Origin of the sequence: Acetobacterium sp. (assembly GCF_039830195.1) — a bacterium.
In the GTDB taxonomy this organism is placed as follows: domain Bacteria; phylum Bacillota; class Clostridia; order Eubacteriales; family Eubacteriaceae; genus Acetobacterium.
In genome coordinates, this window is record NZ_JBDODG010000018.1 from 17,035 (window position 1) to 40,547 (window position 23,513).

Consider the following 23,513-nt stretch of genomic DNA (forward strand, 5'->3'; position numbering starts at 1 on the left):
AAACCGTCACCTTTCAAATAAATAGGGACGGTTTCCCGCCCCTGGCAATAAAAAAAACAGCCTAAGCTGCTTCAGTCAAGTATTCACAATCCAGATCAATCAGAACTTGTCTGACCTGTTCTCTGATTCTTTCAGGAACTTCTGCAAAGGTCTTTCTGCCTTTGATAATTAGCGTTGCATAAATAACCGCCATCTCTTTCACCTCTTTTCTGTATAAAAATAAAATTAGATTAAGCATCGCCCAGGATCTCAAGCACCGCTGCCTTCAATTTCTCTGGCACATCATCGATTGTTTTTAACCCTTTGCGGATCAGATCTGCATAAATTTTAGCCATTATACTGCCATCCCTTCATAAATCTCGACCAGGGCAAGCTGGGTATCAGTTAGCCCGGCTTCTAGCTGGATATTCTTTTCAGCAATGAGTTGTATATACTCATCTTTGCCATATTGGATCAGATCATACTCAAACCCCTGGAATTCATCCTCTGCAATCTCGACGATGTTTTCACAGACCCAAACGCTTGACTCATCAACAACCAATGCCTCTGGGTTAACCGTGCTTCTGGTATTTTTAAATTCTTTCATGATATCTTTTTTCCTTCCCTTTGATGTTTTTTAAATAAAAGTTTTCTGTAAATTCTCGAATTGGTCCGATGTATTTATCTTCCAGCCGGTAACTGTCACAGTGCATCAGCCAACCTTTGTAAGAGTTGATCGAGCACCATTCTGAAAAGGCCAACTCCAAACCGGCCAGCTGCTTTTTATTGATCGCCCTCATTTTGCGTTTGAACTGGGTACAGGTCGATTTTCGCAGCAGTTTGTAATTCCGGAAAGTTCGATAGCCTACAAAATCAATCCCTCTGATAAATGTTGGAAATACTTGCCAATTGCCTTTTACTGCTAATTTTAAATTTTCTTTAAAATATGTATCAATCTCCTTTCTAAGCTGGTGTAGCGCTGCCTTATCAGCGCCGAGAAACACAAGATCGTCCATATAGCGGTAATAGTTTTTAATGCCTTTAACCTCTTTTACCCAGTGATCAAAATCTGAAAGGTAATAATTCCCGGAATACTGCGACAAATAGTTACCGATCGGGATGCCTGCTTCGCCTGGTGTGGAGTCGATGATCTCATCGATCAGCCACAAAAGATCAGGGTCCTTAAAAAGCTTTCGGTATTTACCTTTTAGGATCCCGTGATCAATGGAGGGATAATATTTTCTAGCATCCATCTTTAAACAAAACTGAGCGCCGGCATTATCTTTGTGAATAGCCCTATTAAGCCTTTCCAGGCAAAGGTGGATCCCTCTGCCTGGGATAGCTGAGTAGGTATCATTGGTAAGATGCCGCATGAGATACGGTTCAATGATCTGCAGCATTGCCCATTGACAGACTCGATCCGGGAAATAAGGCAGTTTAAAGATCTCTCGTTCTTTCCCACTATCTGTTTTAATAAAGGTCTCATATTCAGATGTTTTGTATGTCTTATCGATCAAGGATTTTTGTAGTTTCTCAAGATAATAATCAAGCCGGTTATCAACCATTTTGACCTCTTTATACCAGCCTTTGCCCTTTTTGGCATTCTGGTGGGCTAGTTTCAGATTATCCATATCATAAATCTTTTCATATAAATTTCCGTGTCGCTTCACATGTTGTCCTTACTTTCTGTCAAATTGTATGCACATTTCAAGCCGAATCTTCGGTTGTTAATCTACCAATACAGCTGAATGTTTTTAAAGCTTGTGTTTTGCCAAGAGGCAAGGCAATCAAAATCTCATTTTTTTTATGTTTGTTATTATATGTGCATGTACTGAGTGGCTGCTGATATTCCGATTCCGATTAGAAGCTGAATTATTAACATTCCAATTAAAGGGGCTGGTATTCGACGAATTATTCCAATTGCTACCAAGCAGAGTAATTAACTACCTTTATTGTTTTATTATTAATGCTAATCAGCATTTGATTGCCCGTATAACTGTCTTTTTACTTTATAATATTACGCCGTGGGTACATACACCGAGCGGCCGCCGATAGTCCGAGTCCGACTAGCAGCCGAAGTACCAACAGCCCAATAAAAGGGGCCGGCAGACGACGAATAAGTCCAATCGCCACCAAGCAGAGCAATCAACCAACTGGATGCCTGTGAATCTTGGTAGAGCATATCCCCAACCGGTACGGCTGAGCTTCCTGCTACCTCTGATGCAAAGAACAACCAGTCGAACTCTTCATTGTAAGCGAACGCTGAAATATACCCCGTCGTTTTTGCAATAGTTATTCCCGCATCTTTGTAAGGCGCGGTATTGATCCCGTCCGTAAAGCCATTGTCGGCGACATACAGGCTATGTTCGCCGTAGGCATAGATATTTAGCCCATCGACAAATTTCCAGATATTCCCCCAGAAATTTTCCTCGCCACGATATGAAACGATCTGGAAGCCGTTGATATTTGTAACCGCCCCTGAGGCATTACCCAGCACGGATGTTGCGCCGGTGCGTTCAGACATATTTGTCAGGCCGTCATCCGTTTTCGACACGTTCCCCATACCGATAGCCGTCTGCATATTAAAGGCCGCGTATTCGATCATCATCAGCATCTGTGAACAAGCCACCGTGGCCGCATATGCCTGTTGCCAACCGGTTCCACGATTCCGGGCCAGTATTCTTGTTTTTGCCCGGGTCAGATCTTGAGTTAATCCGCTGGCGGGTTTGGCATTGGCGATAGAACAGAGTTTATCCCCGGTTGTTGCCGTGAAATCTGCGATCTGCGCATCATCTAAAATGTATGTTTCGGTTGATACGTCAAATATTGATCCGTCAAACGCGGGTAGATAGATAACATCCTTTTCCACACCATTTACGATAAACGCGGGATGTAGCTTAAACCCGGCTTTTTTAGTGTCAGATACATAATATCTTGCCTTGCGCAGATGGAAGCCTTTACCGATGTAGCCGGGCTGTGTTTTTGTTACGGTGGCGGTTACGCCTGTGGCTGCAGCAGCAAACGTAGCGGTGATCTTTTTCCCGGTCACGTTGCAAGTAAATATTGCGGATGTACCGGACCCGGTGACTGTCCATCCTGCGAAGGTTGCCGCTCTAATCTTCGCAGCGACTAAGGAGGCCGTGTTATCCGCGGCAAGAACCGCAACCGTGAAGGGCACACCGTCCAGGGTGATCGTCAGTGACCCGTCCGCTGTGGCCCCGGCTGTAATGGCCAGCGTGTCAACTTCCTTAAAAGCGACCCTTTCCAATGCCATTGGCACAACTTTGTAATAAAACTTCGGCTGTTCCACCATGGTTTGCACAGCGGTTCCGACTGTGTAAGTAACCCCGGCCTTGATGATTTCCTGCAAAGTAACGCCGGATTCTGAATAGCCTGGTTCGCCATAATATGCCAAAACCTTCCCGTCGTCCGTCAAACTGCACCGGCGACGCCCGCCAAAGGCCTTGATCGCGTCGAACAGAGCCCCAGGGGTTTTATTGACGGCGCCTGCTTGCCGGGTAAAGGTTTTATTAACAAAATCAACCTCGACCCCGACAATATCGGCGTCGGTATACCCGATATAAGACTGCAGGTTTGTAATCTGGCCTTGAAGATCGGCAATATTCCCAATCGTGGCCACCGCGCCTGAGTCCACCGCCAGGCTGACGCTGGTCGCATTCGATACGGTGGTAATCAGTTTGAAAAACGCCCCGGATACATTGATCCCGTTATACGGCGGCATGTACCCTGCTACGTTGGCAATGGTAACAGCATAGAGGATTTCTCCCTCCTGGGGATCCATCGCATATAAGCCGATCGCTTTCATGTAATACCCGGCAACCAGCGCAGTGTTGGTTACGGCCCCCTCGACCTGAATAGCCACGTCGTTTGTTCGCAGCACTTTGCTGATCGTTGCAGTCTGCTTGATCCCAGTGAGTGCGGTTAACGCGGGAAGCTGGGCATCTGTATAAACGGTGTCTGAGACACAAATCTTTGTGAATTGCACGTTCCCTGTTCCTGCAATCATTTTAGCCATTAAGGCCTGTCCTTTGGTTGTAATAATTAACTGTTTAAATTCAGCCATGTGTTATTTCCACCTTTCAATTTTTAAATTATCCCGATGTCTGAGGTTATAGCAACCCCTGACCCGGCAATACTGTTTCCGTTAACTGTTATGTTTTCCACAAAATTATCAGACATGATAATCTCAACCCTGTCTGAGTAACCACCAGCGATTATTGAGTCGCCAGTTATATTAAATTCGGCTTTGCAGGAATCGGATAAATCAACTATTTCACAACTTGCCATTCCTGCTGCGACAACGCTGTTACCGTATGTCGTACAATGAATCTCGTTAGAGTAATCTATTACGAGATTGCAAGGTACAAACCGTTCAAGCAATCTTGCTAGTTCGTTTACCTGTCCCGGTAATTCAAGATAGGTAATGACCCCCATCCTGAAGACATCAAAATGGGGTACCAATTCAAAATTATACCCCCCGCACAACAGTGCCATTTTCTGGGTCAGGGTCCTAAATGTGTACGGTAGCTTTTCATTTTTCCGAGCCAGTAACCGAAACCGCCTGGCATCCAGAGTATCGGTCCCTTTTGGGACTATTCCCATGATCTTTTCCAGGCGGCTCAGCCCGTTTTCTGTCGCGGTCTCAATAAACTGATCACTAAATAGGTTTTGATAGGCTGATGCCATGAGGTTGCATTCTGCTGTTTCAGCCGCGCACAGGGCTTTAAACTCCGCCAGTTCCTGTAAATTTGGTGGCAGGTAATCAAGCAGATTAATTTCTCTATCCACTGATAATTACCCCCCTGACTGGTATAGCGTCAACGTCCAATGTCAGATTGCTGGCCACCATGTTAATCGTAGTGTTGGCAATATCCAAAACACCAACGATCCCCAGCAACCGGGTTTCAATCTGTGATATCCGCACAACCAGCCCGGTATTGGTTGTCGGTGTCTGCATATCTTGCCAGGTCTTTGCTAAATCGAGAAAATAACTATCGATCGAAGCCAGCGCAGCGGCTTGAATATCTGCCCAGGCATAATCATCCTGGTAGGTGATCGTTGTCACTATATTCACAGTCGTTTCTGTAACCCCGGATACCGTCACAACATGCCCTACCGGGGCGATGCCGTCACCATTACCCTGTGTCGCTACCGGGTCGATGGCCTCCTGCACCGATGCGATCAGCTCAGGCGTAGGCATTCGGTAGGTAGAGCCGATAATAACCAGCTTAACTGATCCACCGCCATCTGGGGCCCGGTATACCTTTGCTCCTCCGACCCCTGCAAGCTCATTGGCGTTTTGTCGGTAATCCGCCCGGTTGCCTCCAAATGGCACGTCGGAAAAGGAATCAAAGAATTCATTTCTTAAATCCTCTGTGGCTTGCGCATCTTCACCAGGAATCAATACTTGAGTCAGTTTGCAAGTCTCAAGCCCCTGCACATATAGCACCGGGACCATATCCCCTAAATTTTGATTGCCGATCACCCCGGCTGTTTCACATTGCATTTGATAAATTCCGTCTGAAACTTTTTCTTTTACAAAATAGTTCAGACCGCCCAAACTAAATCGGGTATCCAGAGCGATCTCTAAATTTGAGGGGGTAAATTCCCCTTTCAGAACCGCATAGGTGGCCGGATCAGGTTCAACGCCAGATTCAGCAGCCCGTTTTATTAAATTGTCCCGGGATGCCGTATCAGCAAAAGTCTCATTCATGATCACGTCCAATTGCTGATAATACTGCGTCTGTTCAGCAGAGTTGCCGGCCAGCGCGAAAAAGATTAAAGACCCTTCGCGCGTATCCACACTAGGGTCTAATTCGTTGATAATGGCGATTTTACGCCGCATCAATTCGTCATAAGTTTGGTCTTCATACATTATATTTCCACCTCCGTTTCGTTTGTAAAACCCCCAAAAATCGAGACAATCCGATAAGACGCCATCAGGTTGCCACCATCCTCTGTAAACTCAAAATCAACCACATCGATTATGCGGTCGTCCTGGGTTAATGCCTCTTTAATAAATCGTTCGGCCTCGATAGCAGCAAAATCCATCGGTTCTCCGAATAGTTGGCGCATCTCATGGCCAAAGTTCCAGGACAATGTAGGGTATTCAAAACGGTCAATGTCAAGGATTATAGCAGCAGCCTGTTTGACCGCTTCCAATCCATCAATCATCCCCACAACCCGCCCGTTTTCACTGTCAATAGCAAAAGTTTTGGAGGGTGCTACCTCTGTGTTTATTGTCACCGCCTCATTATATTCAGGTAACATTCCATCACATCCTATCTATCACGGTATATTTTTGGCCGCCCTGGTCCCGGATCATAAAAACGGATTCCCCAATTTTCAGGCCGTTATGGACCGTTACGGTTGTTCTCCCTGAGATGCTGTCGCCACGGGAATCAGAAACACCGTTAATTGTAATATCCACATCATGATCCTTTACAGCTGTAGTTAACCTCAACATCTTCCCGGTTAATAATATTTTTTGATCGATTCTGATCTTAACCGGGCTGACGGATTCCACAACGCCGGTTGCGATGATTACAGGGTTCAACCCCGCCCCCGTCTCAGCCGATAATTGTTTCAGGGCCTCAACGATATCAGCCATGTTCAAAACCTCCTTCCAGATCGAGATCCATTATATGGAACCCAGTTTTAAATCGATGAGTTACTTTCGTAACTATCATCCAGCCATGGTAGGTTATACCGTTATAAGCAAACCCCATATTGGCATAAGTGTCCAGATTGATTACTACACTCGATCCGCCTCTGACTCTGGCATCGCCGAAACAATCGATCATTCTCAGCGTTATTTTTTTCCATGCTTTTTGCTTTAGCAGAATCTCTGCCTTGTTATCGCCGTTCTCGTCATCGGTGAGGGTATCACTGTACTGCAGCAGCCCCCATTGGATAATACGGTCAGGGTTAGATTTAACAAATACTTCCCGGGTGCCGTCGTCCTTTTCCCGAAACAGCTTAATCTGGTTATAGGTATCGTCATCAATGTTTGTTTCAAAGTCAAAATCCCCCGCCGTGTCGTTGCCGATAACAAGCGGTATTTTATGAAATTCAGTATCGTGAAGGGCCACCTCTCCGAAATTATCCCAAAGAATATAAGTCTTTCCGGTATTCTGACCGGTCAAATCGATTGCTGACACAACCATGTCAAGATACGCTTTTTGTTCTTCGATCCGGGAAGGGATCACATAGCCAGTATCCATGATGTCCGCACCTGCTTTAATCTGGCAATCACCACAGATCATTCTAAGCAGTTCTGTTAATGTCTTATTTTCATAAACATAGGTATCGGTGTTTTTTAGATATCGGATCTGATCATAAGCCGTTACGTTAATAAAACCGTTTTTATCCGGCCTGAGCCGAAACACAAACCCCTTGAAAATGTTATGTGTTTCCCCTTTGGGCTCAATTTCATCAGATGTGAAAGTGACCAGGTTCCCCTCAACAATTTCGAGATTTTTCTTGTCCGATAGTAGCTTAAATTCCAAAACAGACACGCTATTTTTCTCCCGGGTGAGTGTGATATCGCCTTGAACAACCGGCAAATACACCCGGTCGCCGCCTTGTATTTTTAATTCAGTAGCCATGTCAAACCCCCGTCAAGTCGAGTTTCTGGCCAGGGAATATACTGCCTGGATCGGCGATATTGTTTTTCTTTGCCACATCCCAGCATTTCCCGCCATTACCCAACTCCCTGGCACAAATGGCCCATAAGGAGTCCCCAGACTTCACGGTGTAAGTTCGCCGTTGATCCGGGAGTCGCACAAGTGTTGGCTCTAACGGCCTGTCTGGTTCTTCAGGAGTCGCCACGTCGTTTTGGATCTTGAAGGTTTTAGTACCGTAATCAGGATGCGCTTTTAAGACAATGCTCATCATAATGTCAAAGCCGTTATCAGCGCTTTCCTTTTGTTGCAGATCCTCAATTGCGACTTTAATGTTTGTGCTGAATGATGTGTTAAACTTACTTGTAGTGTCGCCCGACGGCCTCCTGACAAACCGGGATAAAATAAATTGAAAAGGCGTTTTCGTGGCCCTCAGTTCGGTTAACTTTTTAATATAATATTCTGCTGATTTGAATTTATTGCCGTTATATACAGCAAACGGGTACCGCACCTGAGGGAGTAAAAAATCAAAGGTTATTTCTTCTAATCCCGGCACTCTGAGAATATTAACCTCAGAGCCGTTAAGCAAATCAAACGTTTCGTTTTTCCCCGGTGCGTGAATACTAATGTCGCCAGGCGTAACTGGAAGGGGTATTTTATTAAGGTATACTAAATATGACACTTTGCCCTCCTATGACGCCACGCTGGGGCGTGTGTTCATTTTTCCAACGATGATGTCACCTATTTTGTCGGCCACATCATTGACGTCCATATCGTTACTGAAAATATTGTCACCGGTAAGTTGAACGGTCAGGTAAGTAACGTTTTTCTGTGATCCACCGGCGGTGCTGTTGCCGAATGCGGTAAAGTTCTTTGTTTTTTTGGAATTAAGGACGGTTTCACCGCCGCCAAAACCGATGATCTCTGGCCCGTTTTCACCAACCAGGTGCAGTCCTGCTCTGGCTGACATCGTCCCAGATGAGTAGCCCCATAAGGCCCCCGGATCAATTGCTTGACCATCCTGGTACAACCCAAAGTGAAGATGAGGCCCAGTTGAATTACCAGTTGAACCGACGTAGCCAATTGTTTGGCCAGCTGACACTGTTTGGCCCAGTGATGCCGCAATACTTTCCATATGCGCATAAAGTGAAGTTAACCCGTTGCCGTGGTCAATTTCTACCATGTTACCGTAGCCGCCATTCCATCCAGCAAAGATTACCGTACCAGCACCAGCAGCTCCAATTGGTGTGCCTGCGGCGGCCCCGATGTCGATACCTTCATGGTATGTTGACCCAATACCATTTGTTTCTTCAGGAGGACGGTAACCAAAACCACTAGTTACATCGCCAGCTAAAGGAGTAATCAGCTGGCCCAATGAAGCACCGCCAATGCCGATCGATTTAAAGAACTCAGCAGCACCGCCGCCAAGGTATTCTACCCCTGCTTGAAGGTTAAAGTTTCCTGACTCAAAAGCGGCTTTCATATCGGCAACAATACTTTCACAGAAAGTCATCATTTCCGTATCACTTAAGCCTTCGATTAGACCGTCAATTGCGTAATAGCCAAACTCTCTAAATACCGTGGACGGGGAGTTAATCCCCATCGCCTTTTTGAAACTATCTTTTAACGCTGTAGCAGCTGAATCCCCGCCGGTTGCAATTTGGCGTTCTCGATCTTTTAAGCCTTGGATAAGGCCGTCACCGACGTAATTACCGGTTTGTTGGAATACTTTTGAGGGTGAATTAACATCTAAGGTCGAATTTGTAGCATCGATCAATATTTGCGCTGATGTTTTTCCGGCGTCGGCAATACCGGTGGGGTTTCCTAGTGCGCCCGCTATAAACCCGGCTGTTGCTTGCTGACCCGCTTGCTCGCTAGAGTACGGCAAAGCCGCGAATCCTACTTGGAAGCCGGTCGTCATTCCTGTACTGACGCTACTTCCTACACCAAGGCCTATTGTGTTTCCGGCCGCTGTTGCATTTGTTGTCAATTCAGTCAATGGCGTGGACACAGCAGACACCATATTCGCGGCAGCGGCGTCGACGGACCCCCTGTTTGCCTCCATTGCGCTCGCCAGCATAGTTGACGGGTCCGGCGCTTCACCAGATGCTTTGGCTATGTTTTCACTCATCCTGATTAAGTCTTGATCAAACTGAATAGCTGCATCTTTAAATGCTTCAGGCCCCTTAAAAAATGCGGTTTGCATATTCTGAACGTTTGTCATGATGGTGCCTAAATTAGTAAACATTGAAATCATCGAGCTTATTTTGTCGATCTCAAAATCCATCGCTGAAACAAGGCCGTCCTGCCAGTCGACGCCCTTCAGGGCTTCGTTATCTGCGGTGATACGATCATAAAATAATGTCCATGAACTTTTTGCATGATCTACTGATTGAATCATTTCTGGTGATTTTTCTTTTATTTTTTCGGTAATCTGATCAATGTTGGTTTTAAACATCGATGACGCAGCACTGAAACCCGTGCCGATATCCGTTGCCAAACTCTGAACTTCAGGGATGCTGAAAACAGCACCGATGCCACTGCCGATTGAGGTTAAAGCGCTTGCGGCCATCCCGACACCCCCAGCCAGCCCATCAAGAAATCCGTCAAGCGCATCACTGTTCGCTAACTGGCCCATCTGGGTAAACACACCCTGAAACGCTCTATTTGACTTATTTTGAAAGATCGTCCAGGCTTGGCCAAACGTCATCCCCATGGCTTCAAATTTTGCGTCAGTCGCATTAGCTGCCTTGAACATCGAGTTTTTAATAATATCCGCGGTGATCTCGCCTTCGGACGCCATATTTCGGATCTCACCGATCGGCACGCCTAAATAATCCGCAATGGTCTGAATTAGAGTCGGGGAGTTTTCAAAAATACTGTTAAGCTCATCACCCCTTAAGACCCCGGATGCCATAGCCTGCGTTAATTGGAGCATCGCATTACTGGTTTCACCAGCACTGGCCCCGGATATGACAAATTGTTTGCTTACCTGTTCAGCAAAATCTACAATCTCATCATTGTTTGAAAACGCATCGCCAGCCATCAGGCCCAGTTTTGAAACCATGTCAGACATTGATTGGTAACTGGCGTGAGAATCATTGGCAGCGTTAAATATTTCTGTCTGCAATTCGGCCGTGGTCTGTAAACCATCGTTCATCAGCCCTAATCGGGCCGTGGTCTGGGAATAGGTATCAGACATATCCATAACGCCTTGAATAGCCTGAAGTGACATATAGCCGGCAGCCAGAGCCCCGACTTTACCGATCAGACCGCCCATGGAGCTGGTGGAGGCTTTCGCCGTGCTGTTGAACTCTTTTTGGCTTTTTTCAGCTTCTTCTACAGATTTCTCAAATTGCTTCATAGCGGCTCCGGCTTTAGCCATTTCTGATCTGGCCATCGCCATGCTTTTCATGTCAAATGCTCCGGCGCTGGCTGTATTCATATGCTCAAACCCCGAAACCATGGCATTCATGCCTTTTAGCATGGAATTAATGGCCGGGCTCATTTGATCGGATAACCGGATACTACTTGATATCGAACTCATCGTTTTTTACCTCCTTTCTTTTTGCGTTCTTTCTCGGCTTTCTTCCGGGCTTTGACTTCCAGATCAACCGCCGCCATGATTAAAGCTTTTTCCCACACATCCATTGCCATAAAATCAGCGGGTCTGATGTGGTATTCTCTTAATATGAATATGGCGTAATTTGCATCCGGGTCGCCGCCCTCGATTAGTTTTTTGCTTCGTCAACCTTTTCCTTCGTAACGGCGTTGAATCCGTTTACTTCCTGAATCTTGTCGAACAACTTTTTATATTCTTTGATGTTCAGCATCGCGTTCAACAGTGCCCCGGGCTCCAAGACGTTGTAAAAATTCTGCAACTCTGCGTCATTTAGGTTCGGGAAAATAACCGACTCAACCATTAAGTTTTTTCGATACTCGCCCTCTTTAAATTTCGTGATGAGGTTTCCTTTCGCGTCAACGTCGGGGAATACCGCCTCACTCAGTAACTGATCGTTTTTTTCGGGGGTTACCGGTCTTAACACCCATTCCATTGGTTCGCCGTTTTCACCTTTAAAATCGACTGATGCGGGGTATTTGGTGGGCTCCTTAATCGCTCTGTTTTTCACCATAAATGCTTTTAAATTGTCTGCCATGTTGCTTACTTCCTTTCAAATTAAAAAGAGACGCATTAAGCGTCTCTTACAGCATCCCCGCAAGAATCGTAAACTCTTCGGGCATTGTTACTTTCTCGAATGTGAAATCCAATGTTTCAGTTAAATAGGTCGCGTCCGCATCAAATTGCGTGATAATGGACGAGTCAAGGTTGCAATCCTGTAAGATGACCGTCTGACGGCCAGCAGCGGATGTTGGATCTTCATTTGTTACCTGTGCATCAAAATAGAAATCTTCGCCGGTATTCATGTAGTGGATCATCAGTTTTCGCATGATAGAAGTGTTGTAATGCACCTCCATGGACCCGGAACCTTTACCACCCACCGCTTTATTCCCTTTGGAGATCCGGCCCAGAATGGGCACTTCTTCTTTCGACTTTTCAAATGATGCGTCCAAGCTGATCGCATTCATGAAATTGTATCGATCCGCCCCGATTGTCACAAAGCATTTAGCGGTGGCACCAGAAATCGAATCCTGGGCCCGCATTAATACCTCCGCGAACAGTTGTAAATTCATAGGTTTCTTCATTTTTTCAACCCTCCTTAATTAACCACAACGGTCATGTATAACTGACGCATTGCTTTGTTTGGTGTGACCGCATCGGTGACATAAACTTCATCGCCGCCATCGTTCCCGCTGACAACCACGTCTGTTGGGTTAAAGTTCTTAATTGCTTTGCCCATCATCTCATGCTGTTTGACGATGTCACTCCACAGACTGACTTGCCCGTCTTTGTCGCCGTTGATTTTGCCCAGGTACCGCTTATTGAAAATAAGCGAACCCACATCGATCGCGATCTGATCCAATACCCGGATAACCTGATTTTGAGCAAAGTCTTTTTCTTTGCCTGGGGCAAACGACGTGAAGCTGTTAATATCATCCAGTACACAGATGTCAGAGCCGTTTCGGTGATAGACATAAACCCCGTCATCGATGAAAGTCTCCAATTCGTTTTGTGTGTAGTCCGTATCAATGATGTACTCACCGATATATTTTGAGTTCAGAGTCGTGCCAGTAATAGCACACGATGCCTGATCGCCGGTGGTGTAAAATACCAGCTCATAACCGGTTGCACCAGCATCGGTAACGGTATTACCGATCTGGATCACACCCTCGTGGTCGACAGCGGTTGTTGATTTGGGGCGTACAGTCTGGAATTTTACCCCGATAGTATCCCGCATTCGCGCGGTATAGCTGTCAAACAACGCATGTACCAGTACGTCGGTTGACGGGCAACCCAGCGTGTTGAACGAATATTGTTCCAGTTTTGACAGGAAGGTCAGGAATAGCTCACCAGTGATGTCGGTGATGTTGGTGCCACCGGACAAAGCAAGCCCAGCATTGGCGGCTAAAGTCGCCCCGGTTTTAAAATCAACATAAGCATTGCTAACTAATCCCGCTGCAGTTGCCACGGTTTGGGTTTCAAAAACAGCATCATCGACCAGGGTCTTGACATCGAATTTAGTCACATCGTCAACATTGACAGCAACGACGATCTTAATATCATTTCCCCGGGTCCCAGTGTATTTCGCCGTCGCAAAAGTGTTTGACGCTTTGACGCCGCCGCCATCGAGACGATAGCAGTAAACTTTGACCGCTTTTTTAAACAATTCTCTGAGATTTTTCATTTTCTCATGTGAAAATGGGTAGCCAAAGATCTTTGCGCAATCTACAGAATAGAACTGCTCCTGAGTCACCTCAAAAACCTCGCCGCTGATCCCCCAATCCAAAAGAAGCGGCATCGCTGCAACGCCTCTGTCCGATAACGTAGCCGCGGCCCGTTTCGCGCTGATGAAATTGATATAAGAACCGGGAAGCTTTTTATTGTAGGCCGTAAATAGACCTCCTCCTAATGCCATTAGTTCACCTTACCTTTCAAGAATGTATCAGCCAGTTTATCAACCTCGCTGAATGTGTAAGTTTCCGAATCCAATAAAACAGCCCCCAAAACATCAGCTTTAGGGGCGTATTTCTTAGACTTTATTAATTGTTGTTTTGTGAATCTGTTTTCAGCCGGGATTTCCTCGACTGTTTTTTTAGTAGCCATTTATTTAATCCTTTCTGTGATTTCAATTGTTTGCATTTTCGCCACTGCTGGGCCCTGAATGTAAAGCGATGCGTCATAAGTCACGAAAATATGACCCTCACCGTCAATCGGCTTTCCGCTGATCTCAATCCCCCTGATCTTAGTACCATCAGGAAGCGATACAGTGCGCAAATTAGCCAGTAATATTGGGAGGTTAGCATTGATATCAGATAAGCCGTTTTCGGGAAAATAGACCACCTCAAAGGGCATGGAGTGAACAAACCTCCCAGCGATCCGATCCCGTTGATCTACGTCGATACAGTGGATATAAAACGCCGGTTCGACTAAACCCTGTTCAATTGGTTCCGTGTAGACCGTTGAATCAGGATAAAGGCCGGCAATCATCGTGGCCATGCCTGTTATAATTTGATCGATCATTTAAAAGCCTCCTTCAGGTACTCTGCCAGTCTTTTTTCCAATAGCGCCGGGGCCAGATCATTGACTTCATTTTCGCTGATTGTCAGGAAGAACTGGCCGTCAACCCAACCGCCACCACCTCTGGTTCGGTGTCCGTAGTTGACATAACTTGCATAATCCGCGGTATTGGTCAGCGTGCATTGATAAACCCCGCCAATGTGCTCCACATTGATCTTTAAGCTCTCGCCCGTTCCGGTCGATCCAATAGTCCAGCTTCTTCTCAGGTTCCCGCCATCTTCTTCACCGACAGGGGTCCGCTTGATCACCCTGGACAGTAGCCTCGTTAAAAGCTCGATCGTGCAATCCTCCATGAATTTCTGCCTGGACTTATTATCCAAAGTCTTTTCCAGCTTCTTTTTGAACTGCTCAAACTGCTTGTAATTAACGTTTTTTCCCATCATCCGTACTTATCGAAAATTACTAACGATATCTCCTGATGCGATGGGTAGACAGCGGGAAGACCGGACCCTTTAAAGTCCGCTGTCCTGCCATTCTGAGTAATTGTTATTTTAGACCCTGGCTTGATGTCAAGATCCGGGGAGATCAGCAGTTTGATTGATTGCGACTGCACCGCCACGCCATTCACAACCGCCGTGGTATCTGAGGACTTGTGTGTCATCTTACAAGGCTGGTCGGTCAGGACAACCACCGGGACCTGCTTTAAGATGTTTGTTACAGGATCTTTGACACCCTGCATTTCTGTTACGGTGCATTTGCCAGTGTAGCGGCTTTCAACCGCCTGTCTCATATCCATGACAAATCCCTGTAGCGATTAAGCTGGGAATAGTAGTTTTTCAGTAAAGACTTTGTGAAGGTCTCATTCACCCGGAAACTAACTGACGTGTCCCCATCTGATTGACTAGCTATTAAGCCGCCGTCAGATGCTACAGAACCAAAGTTTTCACCTCGGTACAGGTCCATAGCCATTCGGTAAGCCGTGTTTTCAAGTCCTGCCGGCAGCTCTTCCAGGTTGCAGTAGTTAAGAATCGCCTCGGTAGTATTGTCTAAACAAAATTGCAAGGCGAAATTCTTACCATTGTCGGTTATTCCCAAAAGCAGTTTTAGTTTTTCAATATCCATAACTTAACCTCTCAAGTAAGAAGAGGCTGTTATTAGCCTCTTGAAAGAATTCTTGCAATCGGGATCGCTTTGTGGTCGAAATAGGTTCCAGCACCATCGTTAACCAGTTCCCAGTTAGCACCGTTTTCAAATTCGGTATTGGTTGGGGATAAGGTGGCCTGTACTGCTTTTTTATACGAGAATCCGTAAGGAGCCAGGCATTTTCGTTGGCGACTGTATAGCGTATCCTCGCCACCATTAACTTTAGGATCCCGGTCCATTTCATAGGCTACTTTTGCGCCGATATCTTCATAATCGAACGCTCCTAAACCCATGGTGTAGGTGGTGTATTCGGTGTAGGCAGCAGCAGCGGCAACAGCAGCCACGGCGGTTACGCCCTCGGTTGTTTCTGTAATGGTCGCAACCAGGGTTCCGTCAGTATCGTTTTTATTAACGATCAGAGTTGGTACATCTTCAGCCAATGCGACCTTTTGGGTAATAGTAATAGATCCGCCAGTCCCCCCAAAGGTGTATTGCGGGAAGTCCGCGGCCAGTAAGGCTTTTAGTGCAGTTGCGTCAGCTGTAACGTTCGCCCCTGCATCCCATCCATCGGTTGTTCCGCATACATAGGATTTTTCACCAAGTGTTAGGGCGTCGCCCGCGATTGCTTTAGTAGTAACCGCCAGTGTGTACACTCCGGGAACGCCAGTAACAGCAGATACAGCATCCACGGCGGGAACTTCACGAACTGGCATGGAATCATCAACCAGTACGGTCCGGCCATTCCAGGTCGCAATGTTCAGTGATCGCTGGATTCCATTGGCGTCGGTGTACTTCATGTACTCTAACAATCCCAGGTTTTCCAGATTAGTCGCTACAACAGAGTGCATCAGGACGATCTGGAACTTATCTTTGTTCTGGCCGCAAGCTTTCTGGATCGCTGAGTTAAGCGTTGAAGCGCCAACAGCTGTTGCGATTTCGTAGGTGTGGTTGGTTGAGAAAACAGCACTCCCGGGATCAGTCGTGGCATAAATACCTTTGATCATGGAAAGCAGAACTTCCTGATCCACTTCTTCCCAGTAACCGGCTACCTGATTACCTACATTGCTCATAAATTTCACGCCGCCGGTAATGTCTTCTGAAAAGTCTTTTTCGGTCCAGGCTTTTGCTCGACCAAAGACAACAACGCCACGCTCAAAAGTAGCGGTGCTGGTTGACGTAATGTCGGTCTGGCCGTCATAGTTCAGGGCCTCGCCACCAAGGTTGCCAAACATGGGAATAATCCCGTAAGCGGTGGTTGTTTGGGAATTAAACAGAGCTCTGATCTCTGCATTGGGTGTCAATGCTCTGGATTTCAGCAGCTCGTTTCGTTTCAGATTAGGGACTTTTTCAACATACTTCCCAAATGCTTGGGGGTTGAATGATTTAGAATCAAATTTACTCATGTGTTAAATCTCCTTTTAATTTTTTATTCTTTGGGTAGAATTGCGCATAATTCCTCATAAGAGGGGTTCGCTGGGTTGTCTAAGTTCTTTGGTGTTCCGTCTCCACCTTCGGCGGGGTTAATCCCCCTAAAGTTGGGCTTCGGGTCTTCTGCAGCATCAAACAAAAACTTGGAATCCTCGCCGGTGGTCAGTGCTGTAATCTGGTCGTCAAGTCCTTTGAGGTTATCCCCGTCAAGCTCGACCTTTTCCATATCCAGCAGGGCTTTGACCGCTCTGAGGTTCTTTGCTTTCGCCCCGGATAACGCTTTTTCAATTGCATTATTCAGTTTTATTTGTTTGATTTCTTCCTGATACTTTGCTTCTGCCTTGGTGTTTTCCTGCGCCATCGTTTCGATGGTTGTCTTCAGGGTTTCAATATCACCAGCAGAATCTTTCAACTCTTGCAGCTGGGTGTCTCTGGTTGCGATGTCTTTTTTAGCCTGTTTCAGATCGTTGCTGACAGCATTAAAGGTTTCCTTTGGCACTGCCTGTTTCGGGAACTCTGCGCTAATCTGGGCCATTAATCCATCTATATCAAGAACACCTTCATTGATCTTTGCTGCTTCTAATAATTTCTTTAACCATTCCATCTTTTATATCCTCCATAGCTTTTTATGCTGGTCGCTGCCAGCTGGATTCAGTTGTTCTTTATGCCCTGCAACATATAAAAGGGCAGTGGAGCCATAACCCCGGCTCTGGGGAAGATTATCGACCACTTCCTTTGCTAAAGATTTTGGACAATAAAAAAACACCGGTCAATGTATCGCGAGCCTTTCGCCCCAATTCGCCCAATGCGAAGGATAGTAATTGCCACCGCTTCTTGCTTCGCGAAACTTTTCCCAGTGCCCTCCTAGTGACAACAAATCATCCTCTGTTGTTACTTTAATAGTTTCTGCTTTTCCAATAAGGGATAAATTTTCATTGGGCAAGACAACACTGATTGAAACATCTTTTCCAACTACCATTTCGCTTTACCTTCCCTCTGGCAAATACCATTTTCTTTATACTTGCAATCCCACCGATCCATACAAAACTTACAGCTTTCATCTTTTGGGTAATCTGTAAAATTTACCCCGACATATAAAAGACAGCCGGTTTGCTTATAGGGATCTTTTAACGCCGGATCAAGGCAGGCGCCATCCCGATTATGCTGGCACGTTGAGTGGATGCAGTCGTTGGTCATATCCAACCCCACCAAATCACCAGCCTGAATAAAATAAGGATTATGATCGTTTGAGTTGTCAAATTAATTAAGAGTACCAAAAATGTCCGCAAAAACGGATGTTTTCTTGCAAATTCTTCCTCTGGCGTTTCGTCCTTTAGAACGACGATTCTTTTTTCGCTCATAGTTGACTCCTTTCAAATTCCGGGCATTAAAAAACCACCTAACTTTTTACAGTTGGTGGTTTTTATTCTGGTTTGTATTTGGCAACAGGTGCTTCGAATAAGTGCAACTCGTAAGGAATGTTTATACCTTCGGCCTTCGCCTCGTTACGGTCTGTAATTATTTCATCAATGTACTCGCCATCCCAACCGAGTTCTTTCATTTTTTCTCTGAATTCATTATCTGTCATGATCAAAACCTCCTTTACTGATTTCCGAATTTACTTTTATAAGCATCTTCGATAATTTCTCCGATTGTTTTTGCGATCTCCCTGGGATCTGGGTTGTTGCAATATTCTGCCCATGCTTCAGCGACCATTTCGCTATATTTATTCGGGTTTGTATTTTTCCACGAGTATGTTGATAGGGCTTCAGTTATTTCTGTAGTGCTTCTACTGTTGTAAAGCTTCTGAACATCAGGCAAGCCGCTGATTCCCAGTAGATCGTCGAGCTGATGCCCGATCTCATGATCAAGCATTGATCGAATCGTATCACAGCCCACCGGATGGAATTTTACGCTGGTGTTTCTTTTTAAGGCTTCCACAAATACAGCCGAATCTTTTCCCCAATCCCCATTCACAACAACACCCCTAAAATCAGACAGCGGTGCGATTTGCGGTGACCAACTCTCTGCGAAAGTCTTTTTCTTAACCCCCATCTTTTGCATAAACAGCTTAATTTGCTTATCCGCATGTGGCTCTAGTTGCGCCAAGGTGTGATTGGGATTATTTTTAACAAGTTGATCAAGTATATGTTGCCTATAAATCGGCTTAAGCGCCTTATTTCTTTCGCGCGCCTCGCCAACAAAACCAAAGTTATTCTTAAGCTCAGGGAACTTTTCAAATGACTCAGCCAGCCCTTGATTCCAGGCATTTGCTGTTTCCACATCAACGCCTTTGTAAGAAACGTTTTTAACCCCAAGTTCATTCCTTGCGTATTCTTCGGCATCTTTAACAGATGTTGCTGGTTGGAATGGATTGCTTACATTGATTATACCACCTTTCAAGACTTCTAAACCATCTTTGCTGCCACCATCAATAAAACTTTTCTCCCAAGCAGGGTATTTCATATCCGCCGGCACGTGGTAGGTTTTGCCTGTCTCTGGATCTCTGGCAGCCCGTTTGGTGTTTAGTTCAAATTCATCATTGAAATAGGGTGCCGATGTGGTTCTGCAACGACCGTGAAAAGGCGAACAGGTCACTCCCGGCTTACGGTCTTTCATATCAAATACTTTGCCGTCCATCGACCTACAGATTGGAGAGGTTAGTCCGTCAAGGGTCGCTATGATCTCATACTGCTTGACGCCCAGATCATTAAAGCAGTCTGTCTGCGATGCTGAGCTGAAAAAAGCTGACTCAGTAATAACCAGGTTCTTTGCCTGCGATTTTGAGACGTTGAACCGGTCGGCCAATAGTTTTGTCGTCTTTGCATAGCCATCGCCCCTGATCGTCGCCTGAGTGAGAATAGAGGGCATCTCTGTCATGAGTTTATTCCTATCCCGCCAGATCCTTGATGAAAAGTTTTGACCGTCCGGGGCCCACGGTTTAGCAATCAATTTACCAATCTTGTTATCATCCAGCTTCATGACATCAAAGCCAACACCGAACCCTTTCTGAAACTCAAACATCGTTTTGTAATACCCGGCTTTGTATTGATTGGCAATGAATTTATCAAAGGTGTCCAGCTCATATCCGTACATGACTTCTATTTGCTGCTGCATCTGTAATTGCATGGCTTCCAGTCTGGTTACATGGAACTTAGCAGAGGCCCGTTCCAGCTCCTTTTTCCATTGGTCAGAGTAGGGAAGTGTTTTACCCTTCTTGATATAGTCATCAACGGACATTTTAAAAGCGCTCAGTTCGCCTTTGGATAACACTTGCTTAGCTTCAGCAAAAGTAATACCTTCGTTTTTGGCAAATCGGGTATACCAGGAGGCCAGTTCTTTATCTACATTCCGTGCCGCCCTGCTGAATTCATCTTCCAGAGTGGAGTAATAATCCAGGGCCTTTTTGTTTTGGGCGTCTTCCAGCTGGGTGAACCGGTTCTTCCAGTAATCAGCCTGTTTCATCGTCGTCGCTCCTTCCGATAAAATATATTGATGGCGACACTACACCTAATAATTTTTTTAGCCTTTTAATTATCAATTTCACCATCATTCACCGGGTCGCTTTGCTGTTCCAGGGGGAAGGGCCCATAAGAATCAACCATCTGTGCTGTTTCTGCTTTTAATCGATCAAGTTCTTCGACAACGTCATCCACAAATGGGTGTTTAGCCAGGATCGTTTCTTTACTGACAAGGCCGCTCGATTTCTGGCAATTGTCGATCAGCTCAGCGGTGTTAATTAAAACATTCCGGTTAAAAGTAATTTCAAAATCAACATCTGCAAAATCTTTACCAGTTGTGTTGTAAATGTGTGTATCGATAAAAAAGGCCAGTTCTTCAATAGCCGCCTGGTATTCGGTTTCCATGTCGTCAGCATCCAGATCAATGTCAGAATACATCGACTGGATGTTCATCTGGTTCGGGTTGCTGCTCATGCGGTCATCTTTGGCATCATAGCCCCGGGCATTCTCAATCAGGGCTTTTTTAAACAGCTCAAGGATCGCCTTGAAGTTATCCGCTGTAAATGCAATGTTTAAGGTCGATACGCCGCCGTGACTTCCTTCTTCAGATCTGACTTTAACCGCTCCAAACTGTGCTAATTTCTGCCTAAACTCACTGAGATCAGCACCGTCGTAGTTTTCCAGGACGATAATGGTGTTCCAGGCATCCTCCTGCATTCGGTTCTCAAAGTCGGATAGCATGATGTTAATACCATCTTGAAGACTCTTGACCCGCTTGATCAGTGGCATTTCTTTATTGTTCGCCTTAAATGCGATTAGAGGAATCTTGCCCCAGTTGTAACGCTCGGCGTCCTCGCCATTTTCGATTACCAGATAATCGCTGTGCGGGTTCTCTGGGTCAGGGATCAGGCTGCCATCATCCAGAGTGTAACGGTCAATACCTTGCTTGGTATAGACCTCGACCTTTTCAACCAGCTCCATCGTCTCATTGTCTTTGTAGACATCGACCTCGTAGAGTCTCACCGCGTATTCCAGATCAGTGTGGTCCTTGTCGTTCCAAAATGGCAGGATCTCGTAAGCCTCAAACCGCTTAAATTTGAGTTTTCCGTCTTCCCCGTAAAAAGGGTGCACCCATCCTTTACCCTGATTAAATGCGTCCTCAGTGACGTTTTTAAGGGTGCGCGTGAAAGCTTTATCGAAAAAACCTTTCAGGGCTTCCACATAGGTCTTGTCATCGCTGGTGATTGTGAAGGGTTTGCCGATCAGGTAGTTCTTTTTCTGGTCCACCATCTTTGCGTATTGGTTGTCAATGATCTTGTTATTGGGAAGACCTTGCAACTCAACGGGTTCGCCATCTTTTCCGATCATTGTTCGCTTCCGGAATAAAATATCATGCTCATTGCCATAGTATTTTTCACCGGTTATTTGCAGCTTTCGTTCAGGTCCCTTTTTCCATCGGGATATTTCCAACTCAAGGAACCTTAGATCACTGATAACGTTCTGGGCTCCCTGGGTAATGATTGCATTGATTCTCGATGTTTCTGATATAATCAAGTTACCGCCTCCTTTCAAAATTGTGTTTAGTCGAAACCGACTAAAGATTTTCGGTCGATCTTCTCAGCAACGCCTGTCATTGCGTCCTGAGCATCGTCATGTTTGTTTTTGCCTTCTCGCTGATATTTGATCATTGAATCGTAAAAGTCGGGCCAGCGGTTATGCCAGTCCTCGGGGTAATAAGCGTGATCCATTACCCAGGTTGCATTTGTTAATATACGAGCCTGCTTGTTTTTAGATTGGTGGAACCATTGGATTTTTGTTTTGTTGCTTTTAAGTAGTCGCTCAACATTTCGGGCAAAGCCGCGGCCGCCGTTATTTGACTCAATGTTCGCAACATTAACATTATCTTTTTCCAGCATTCTTGCCGTTTTCGACTCGGTTATTTCCATAGGGTCCTTAGTAAAAAGAACATCCAGAATATAAGCCTCGTTGGCAAACGTCACGCCATAATTGATAGAGCATAAATAGTCATCCCCAGTGTCAGCGGTATCAGTGTAGTTCTTAATCGCTTTGAAGTCTGGCAACTCGCCGGAATAAGTTTTGAACTGGCTGTATAACCGGCCTTTAAGGTCAATCGGTTCTTGCTGGTAATTTGCTGAAGCGATGTCGGGACCCATGGCCGATACCTTGGTCATGTATGATTTATAGCTTAATATCTCAGGACAAAGCATTTCGCCAGTCTCTTTATTCAGCGCCTGCATTCTGACATATCGGTGTTTTTTGCCTTCTTTGACACACCAGTCCAATATCTTACCGGCCAAATCGTTGCTGTGCCAGCGGGTCATGATGACGATGATCTTTCCACCTTCTTCAAGCCGGGATAGCATGGTATCTGTGAACCATGACCAGTGCTTTTCTAAAACATCGGCGTTGTTTGCTTCAAGGGCCGACTTGATTAAATCGTCAATGATCATGATGTTACAGCCGAACCCTGTGGCGGTTCCTGTCGGACTGGTGGCCAGGTAATTATTATAGCCACCTTCAAGGCTCCACAGATTCATGGCCCCGTCCCCTCGTTTTATCGTGACGCCGGGGAAGATATCCGAAAAAACAGGCTTTGACAGATCTGCCTTTTCTTCCTGAATCGTGTTTCTAACATTTTTCGAGAACATGGTAGACAGGGTCTCATTATAGGACCCGGTCATGATCTTTCGGGTCTTATCTTTTCCCAGCAGCCACTCGACCAGGTTCCCGCCGGTTCGGCTTTTGCCGTGGCGCGGCGGCTCTGCGATAACAATAACTTCTTCGTCGGACTCAATAAAATCCTGCAACTCATTGCAGAGGTCCTTTAAATAAACCCGGTCTTTTTTATAGAATCCCGGGGCCTTTGTCCGACAATAAAAATAGAACTCACGCCTTGCAAGCTCTAACTTTGCCTGTAAAGCGATTTGTTCTTTATCCATCATCTTCCCCCGCCAATTTCAACAGTTGCTCTTTTGTCAGTTCCTCAAAGGGGTTATTAAGGGCGACACCGCCGGAATGCTCAACATCTCGCTTATCCCGGTAGTCGTTCGGCTTTCGGTTCTTAAGCCAGAATATTTGGGCTGTTGTGTCCGGCGCAACCATTTTAGTAACTACTTTAGTGACGACCAAATCACCTGTATTCGGCTTATCGATTTGGCTGAAATCAAGCGCAAAATCAACATAAGCAACAATTTTCTCGGC

27 protein-coding genes and 1 pseudogene are annotated in these 23,513 nt (G+C 45.7%); all 28 read right to left on the bottom strand.

Features of this window, described 5'->3' with window-relative positions; genetic code table 11:
• Positions 1 to 61: 61 nt before the first annotated feature.
• On the bottom strand, positions 62 to 193 hold the full coding sequence (locus ABGU93_RS06585; protein WP_347412680.1) for a CD1375 family protein: 132 nt from the start codon (positions 191 to 193) through the stop codon (positions 62 to 64).
• A 37-nt stretch (positions 194 to 230) separates the two neighbouring features.
• Complete coding sequence (locus tag ABGU93_RS06590; protein WP_347412681.1) at positions 231 to 335, bottom strand: CD1375 family protein; 105 nt, start codon at positions 333 to 335, stop codon at positions 231 to 233.
• Entirely contained in the window at positions 335 to 586 is a 252-nt protein-coding gene (locus ABGU93_RS06595; protein ID WP_347412682.1) for a hypothetical protein, read from the bottom strand. Before ABGU93_RS06595 ends, ABGU93_RS06590 begins: the two co-directional genes overlap by 1 nt.
• The gene (locus ABGU93_RS06600; RefSeq protein ID WP_347412683.1) at positions 573 to 1,649 is read right to left on the bottom strand and encodes an RNA-directed DNA polymerase; all 1,077 of its coding nucleotides are present in this window, start codon (positions 1,647 to 1,649) and stop codon (positions 573 to 575) included. The genes ABGU93_RS06595 and ABGU93_RS06600 overlap by 14 nt, the downstream gene beginning before the upstream one ends.
• Positions 1,650 to 1,996: 347 nt before the next feature.
• Positions 1,997 to 4,063 (bottom strand): hypothetical protein, encoded by a 2,067-nt coding sequence (locus ABGU93_RS06605; RefSeq protein WP_347412684.1) that lies wholly within the window; start codon positions 4,061 to 4,063, stop codon positions 1,997 to 1,999.
• 23 nt (positions 4,064 to 4,086) lie between these two features.
• Positions 4,087 to 4,788 carry a putative phage tail protein gene (locus ABGU93_RS06610; RefSeq protein WP_347412685.1) on the bottom strand — a complete coding sequence of 234 codons (702 nt, stop codon included), beginning with the start codon at positions 4,786 to 4,788 and terminating at the stop codon, positions 4,087 to 4,089.
• Positions 4,781 to 5,875, bottom strand: coding sequence for a baseplate J/gp47 family protein (locus tag ABGU93_RS06615; protein WP_347412686.1), 1,095 nt, complete (start codon positions 5,873 to 5,875; stop codon positions 4,781 to 4,783). The genes ABGU93_RS06610 and ABGU93_RS06615 overlap by 8 nt, the downstream gene beginning before the upstream one ends.
• Positions 5,875 to 6,270 (bottom strand): DUF2634 domain-containing protein, encoded by a 396-nt coding sequence (locus ABGU93_RS06620; RefSeq protein ID WP_347412687.1) that lies wholly within the window; start codon positions 6,268 to 6,270, stop codon positions 5,875 to 5,877. The genes ABGU93_RS06615 and ABGU93_RS06620 overlap by 1 nt, the downstream gene beginning before the upstream one ends.
• A gap of 4 nt (positions 6,271 to 6,274) precedes the next feature.
• Positions 6,275 to 6,610 (bottom strand): DUF2577 domain-containing protein, encoded by a 336-nt coding sequence (locus tag ABGU93_RS06625; protein ID WP_347412688.1) that lies wholly within the window; start codon positions 6,608 to 6,610, stop codon positions 6,275 to 6,277.
• Positions 6,603 to 7,607, bottom strand: coding sequence for a hydrolase (locus tag ABGU93_RS06630; RefSeq protein WP_347412689.1), 1,005 nt, complete (start codon positions 7,605 to 7,607; stop codon positions 6,603 to 6,605). Before ABGU93_RS06630 ends, ABGU93_RS06625 begins: the two co-directional genes overlap by 8 nt.
• Before the next feature lies 1 nt (position 7,608).
• Positions 7,609 to 8,304: a LysM domain-containing protein gene (locus ABGU93_RS06635; RefSeq protein WP_347412690.1), complete on the bottom strand. Its 696-nt coding sequence runs from the start codon at positions 8,302 to 8,304 to the stop codon at positions 7,609 to 7,611.
• 9 nt (positions 8,305 to 8,313) lie between these two features.
• Positions 8,314 to 11,169, bottom strand: a complete 2,856-nt coding sequence (locus ABGU93_RS06640; RefSeq protein WP_347412691.1) for a tape measure protein — start codon at positions 11,167 to 11,169, stop codon at positions 8,314 to 8,316.
• 184 nt (positions 11,170 to 11,353) lie between these two features.
• Positions 11,354 to 11,779: a phage portal protein gene (locus tag ABGU93_RS06645; protein WP_347412692.1), complete on the bottom strand. Its 426-nt coding sequence runs from the start codon at positions 11,777 to 11,779 to the stop codon at positions 11,354 to 11,356.
• Between the two features lie 46 nt (positions 11,780 to 11,825).
• Positions 11,826 to 12,326: a phage tail tube protein gene (locus ABGU93_RS06650; protein WP_347412693.1), complete on the bottom strand. Its 501-nt coding sequence runs from the start codon at positions 12,324 to 12,326 to the stop codon at positions 11,826 to 11,828.
• A gap of 14 nt (positions 12,327 to 12,340) precedes the next feature.
• On the bottom strand, positions 12,341 to 13,657 hold the full coding sequence (locus ABGU93_RS06655; protein WP_347412694.1) for a phage tail sheath N-terminal beta-sandwich domain-containing protein: 1,317 nt from the start codon (positions 13,655 to 13,657) through the stop codon (positions 12,341 to 12,343).
• Entirely contained in the window at positions 13,657 to 13,845 is a 189-nt protein-coding gene (locus ABGU93_RS06660) for a hypothetical protein (protein WP_347412695.1), read from the bottom strand. The genes ABGU93_RS06655 and ABGU93_RS06660 overlap by 1 nt, the downstream gene beginning before the upstream one ends.
• Positions 13,846 to 14,262 carry a DUF6838 family protein gene (locus ABGU93_RS06665; RefSeq protein WP_347412696.1) on the bottom strand — a complete coding sequence of 139 codons (417 nt, stop codon included), beginning with the start codon at positions 14,260 to 14,262 and terminating at the stop codon, positions 13,846 to 13,848.
• Positions 14,259 to 14,702, bottom strand: coding sequence for an HK97 gp10 family phage protein (locus tag ABGU93_RS06670; RefSeq protein ID WP_347412697.1), 444 nt, complete (start codon positions 14,700 to 14,702; stop codon positions 14,259 to 14,261). Before ABGU93_RS06670 ends, ABGU93_RS06665 begins: the two co-directional genes overlap by 4 nt.
• Positions 14,699 to 15,055, bottom strand: a complete 357-nt coding sequence (locus ABGU93_RS06675; protein ID WP_347412698.1) for a hypothetical protein — start codon at positions 15,053 to 15,055, stop codon at positions 14,699 to 14,701. Before ABGU93_RS06675 ends, ABGU93_RS06670 begins: the two co-directional genes overlap by 4 nt.
• On the bottom strand, positions 15,046 to 15,381 hold the full coding sequence (locus ABGU93_RS06680) for a phage head-tail connector protein (protein WP_347412699.1): 336 nt from the start codon (positions 15,379 to 15,381) through the stop codon (positions 15,046 to 15,048). The genes ABGU93_RS06675 and ABGU93_RS06680 overlap by 10 nt, the downstream gene beginning before the upstream one ends.
• A 32-nt stretch (positions 15,382 to 15,413) precedes the next feature.
• Complete coding sequence (locus tag ABGU93_RS06685) at positions 15,414 to 16,805, bottom strand: phage coat protein (protein WP_347412700.1); 1,392 nt, start codon at positions 16,803 to 16,805, stop codon at positions 15,414 to 15,416.
• A 23-nt stretch (positions 16,806 to 16,828) separates the two neighbouring features.
• Positions 16,829 to 17,434, bottom strand: a complete 606-nt coding sequence (locus ABGU93_RS06690) for a phage scaffolding protein (protein ID WP_347412701.1) — start codon at positions 17,432 to 17,434, stop codon at positions 16,829 to 16,831.
• 165 nt (positions 17,435 to 17,599) lie between these two features.
• The gene (locus tag ABGU93_RS06695; protein WP_347412702.1) at positions 17,600 to 17,809 is read right to left on the bottom strand and encodes a hypothetical protein; all 210 of its coding nucleotides are present in this window, start codon (positions 17,807 to 17,809) and stop codon (positions 17,600 to 17,602) included.
• 444 nt (positions 17,810 to 18,253) lie between these two features.
• Positions 18,254 to 18,418, bottom strand: coding sequence for a hypothetical protein (locus tag ABGU93_RS06700; RefSeq protein ID WP_347412703.1), 165 nt, complete (start codon positions 18,416 to 18,418; stop codon positions 18,254 to 18,256).
• Positions 18,419 to 18,432: 14 nt separating this feature from the next.
• A complete protein-coding gene (locus ABGU93_RS06705) occupies positions 18,433 to 20,295 on the bottom strand; it encodes a minor capsid protein (RefSeq protein WP_347412704.1) in 1,863 nt (620 codons plus the stop codon).
• 65 nt (positions 20,296 to 20,360) lie between these two features.
• Positions 20,361 to 21,845, bottom strand: a complete 1,485-nt coding sequence (locus ABGU93_RS06710) for a phage portal protein (RefSeq protein ID WP_347412705.1) — start codon at positions 21,843 to 21,845, stop codon at positions 20,361 to 20,363.
• A 26-nt stretch (positions 21,846 to 21,871) separates the two neighbouring features.
• Entirely contained in the window at positions 21,872 to 23,251 is a 1,380-nt protein-coding gene (gene terL / locus ABGU93_RS06715; RefSeq protein ID WP_347412706.1) for a phage terminase large subunit, read from the bottom strand.
• Positions 23,244 to 23,435, bottom strand: a pseudogene (locus tag ABGU93_RS06720) (transposase); the annotation flags it as partial. The gene terL and the pseudogene ABGU93_RS06720, both read right to left, overlap by 8 nt.
• Between the last annotated feature and the right edge of the window lie 78 nt (positions 23,436 to 23,513).

Excerpts from the sequence above, each read along its gene's own strand:
- ABGU93_RS06590 (WP_347412681.1), bottom strand. The coding sequence starts at position 335 with ATGGCTAAAATTTATGCAGATCTGATCCGCAAAGGGTTAAAAACAATC.
- ABGU93_RS06650 (WP_347412693.1), bottom strand. The coding sequence starts at position 12,326 with ATGAAGAAACCTATGAATTTACAACTGTTCGCGGAGGTATTAATGCGG.
- ABGU93_RS06655 (WP_347412694.1), bottom strand. The coding sequence starts at position 13,657 with ATGGCATTAGGAGGAGGTCTATTTACGGCCTACAATAAAAAGCTTCCC.
- ABGU93_RS06625 (WP_347412688.1), bottom strand. The coding sequence starts at position 6,610 with ATGGCTGATATCGTTGAGGCCCTGAAACAATTATCGGCTGAGACGGGG.
- terL (WP_347412706.1), bottom strand. The coding sequence starts at position 23,251 with ATGGATAAAGAACAAATCGCTTTACAGGCAAAGTTAGAGCTTGCAAGG.
- ABGU93_RS06585 (WP_347412680.1), bottom strand. The coding sequence starts at position 193 with ATGGCGGTTATTTATGCAACGCTAATTATCAAAGGCAGAAAGACCTTT.
- ABGU93_RS06595 (WP_347412682.1), bottom strand. The coding sequence starts at position 586 with ATGAAAGAATTTAAAAATACCAGAAGCACGGTTAACCCAGAGGCATTG.
- ABGU93_RS06660 (WP_347412695.1), bottom strand. The coding sequence starts at position 13,845 with ATGGCTACTAAAAAAACAGTCGAGGAAATCCCGGCTGAAAACAGATTC.
- ABGU93_RS06645 (WP_347412692.1), bottom strand. The coding sequence starts at position 11,779 with ATGGCAGACAATTTAAAAGCATTTATGGTGAAAAACAGAGCGATTAAG.
- ABGU93_RS06680 (WP_347412699.1), bottom strand. The coding sequence starts at position 15,381 with ATGGATATTGAAAAACTAAAACTGCTTTTGGGAATAACCGACAATGGT.
- ABGU93_RS06620 (WP_347412687.1), bottom strand. The coding sequence starts at position 6,270 with ATGTTACCTGAATATAATGAGGCGGTGACAATAAACACAGAGGTAGCA.
- ABGU93_RS06690 (WP_347412701.1), bottom strand. The coding sequence starts at position 17,434 with ATGGAATGGTTAAAGAAATTATTAGAAGCAGCAAAGATCAATGAAGGT.
- ABGU93_RS06670 (WP_347412697.1), bottom strand. The coding sequence starts at position 14,702 with ATGATGGGAAAAAACGTTAATTACAAGCAGTTTGAGCAGTTCAAAAAG.
- ABGU93_RS06640 (WP_347412691.1), bottom strand. The coding sequence starts at position 11,169 with ATGAGTTCGATATCAAGTAGTATCCGGTTATCCGATCAAATGAGCCCG.
- ABGU93_RS06675 (WP_347412698.1), bottom strand. The coding sequence starts at position 15,055 with ATGGATATGAGACAGGCGGTTGAAAGCCGCTACACTGGCAAATGCACC.
- ABGU93_RS06615 (WP_347412686.1), bottom strand. The coding sequence starts at position 5,875 with ATGTATGAAGACCAAACTTATGACGAATTGATGCGGCGTAAAATCGCC.
- ABGU93_RS06630 (WP_347412689.1), bottom strand. The coding sequence starts at position 7,607 with ATGGCTACTGAATTAAAAATACAAGGCGGCGACCGGGTGTATTTGCCG.
- ABGU93_RS06700 (WP_347412703.1), bottom strand. The coding sequence starts at position 18,418 with ATGACAGATAATGAATTCAGAGAAAAAATGAAAGAACTCGGTTGGGAT.
- ABGU93_RS06695 (WP_347412702.1), bottom strand. The coding sequence starts at position 17,809 with ATGGTAGTTGGAAAAGATGTTTCAATCAGTGTTGTCTTGCCCAATGAA.
- ABGU93_RS06685 (WP_347412700.1), bottom strand. The coding sequence starts at position 16,805 with ATGAGTAAATTTGATTCTAAATCATTCAACCCCCAAGCATTTGGGAAG.
- ABGU93_RS06665 (WP_347412696.1), bottom strand. The coding sequence starts at position 14,262 with ATGATCGATCAAATTATAACAGGCATGGCCACGATGATTGCCGGCCTT.
- ABGU93_RS06705 (WP_347412704.1), bottom strand. The coding sequence starts at position 20,295 with ATGAAACAGGCTGATTACTGGAAGAACCGGTTCACCCAGCTGGAAGAC.
- ABGU93_RS06605 (WP_347412684.1), bottom strand. The coding sequence starts at position 4,063 with ATGGCTGAATTTAAACAGTTAATTATTACAACCAAAGGACAGGCCTTA.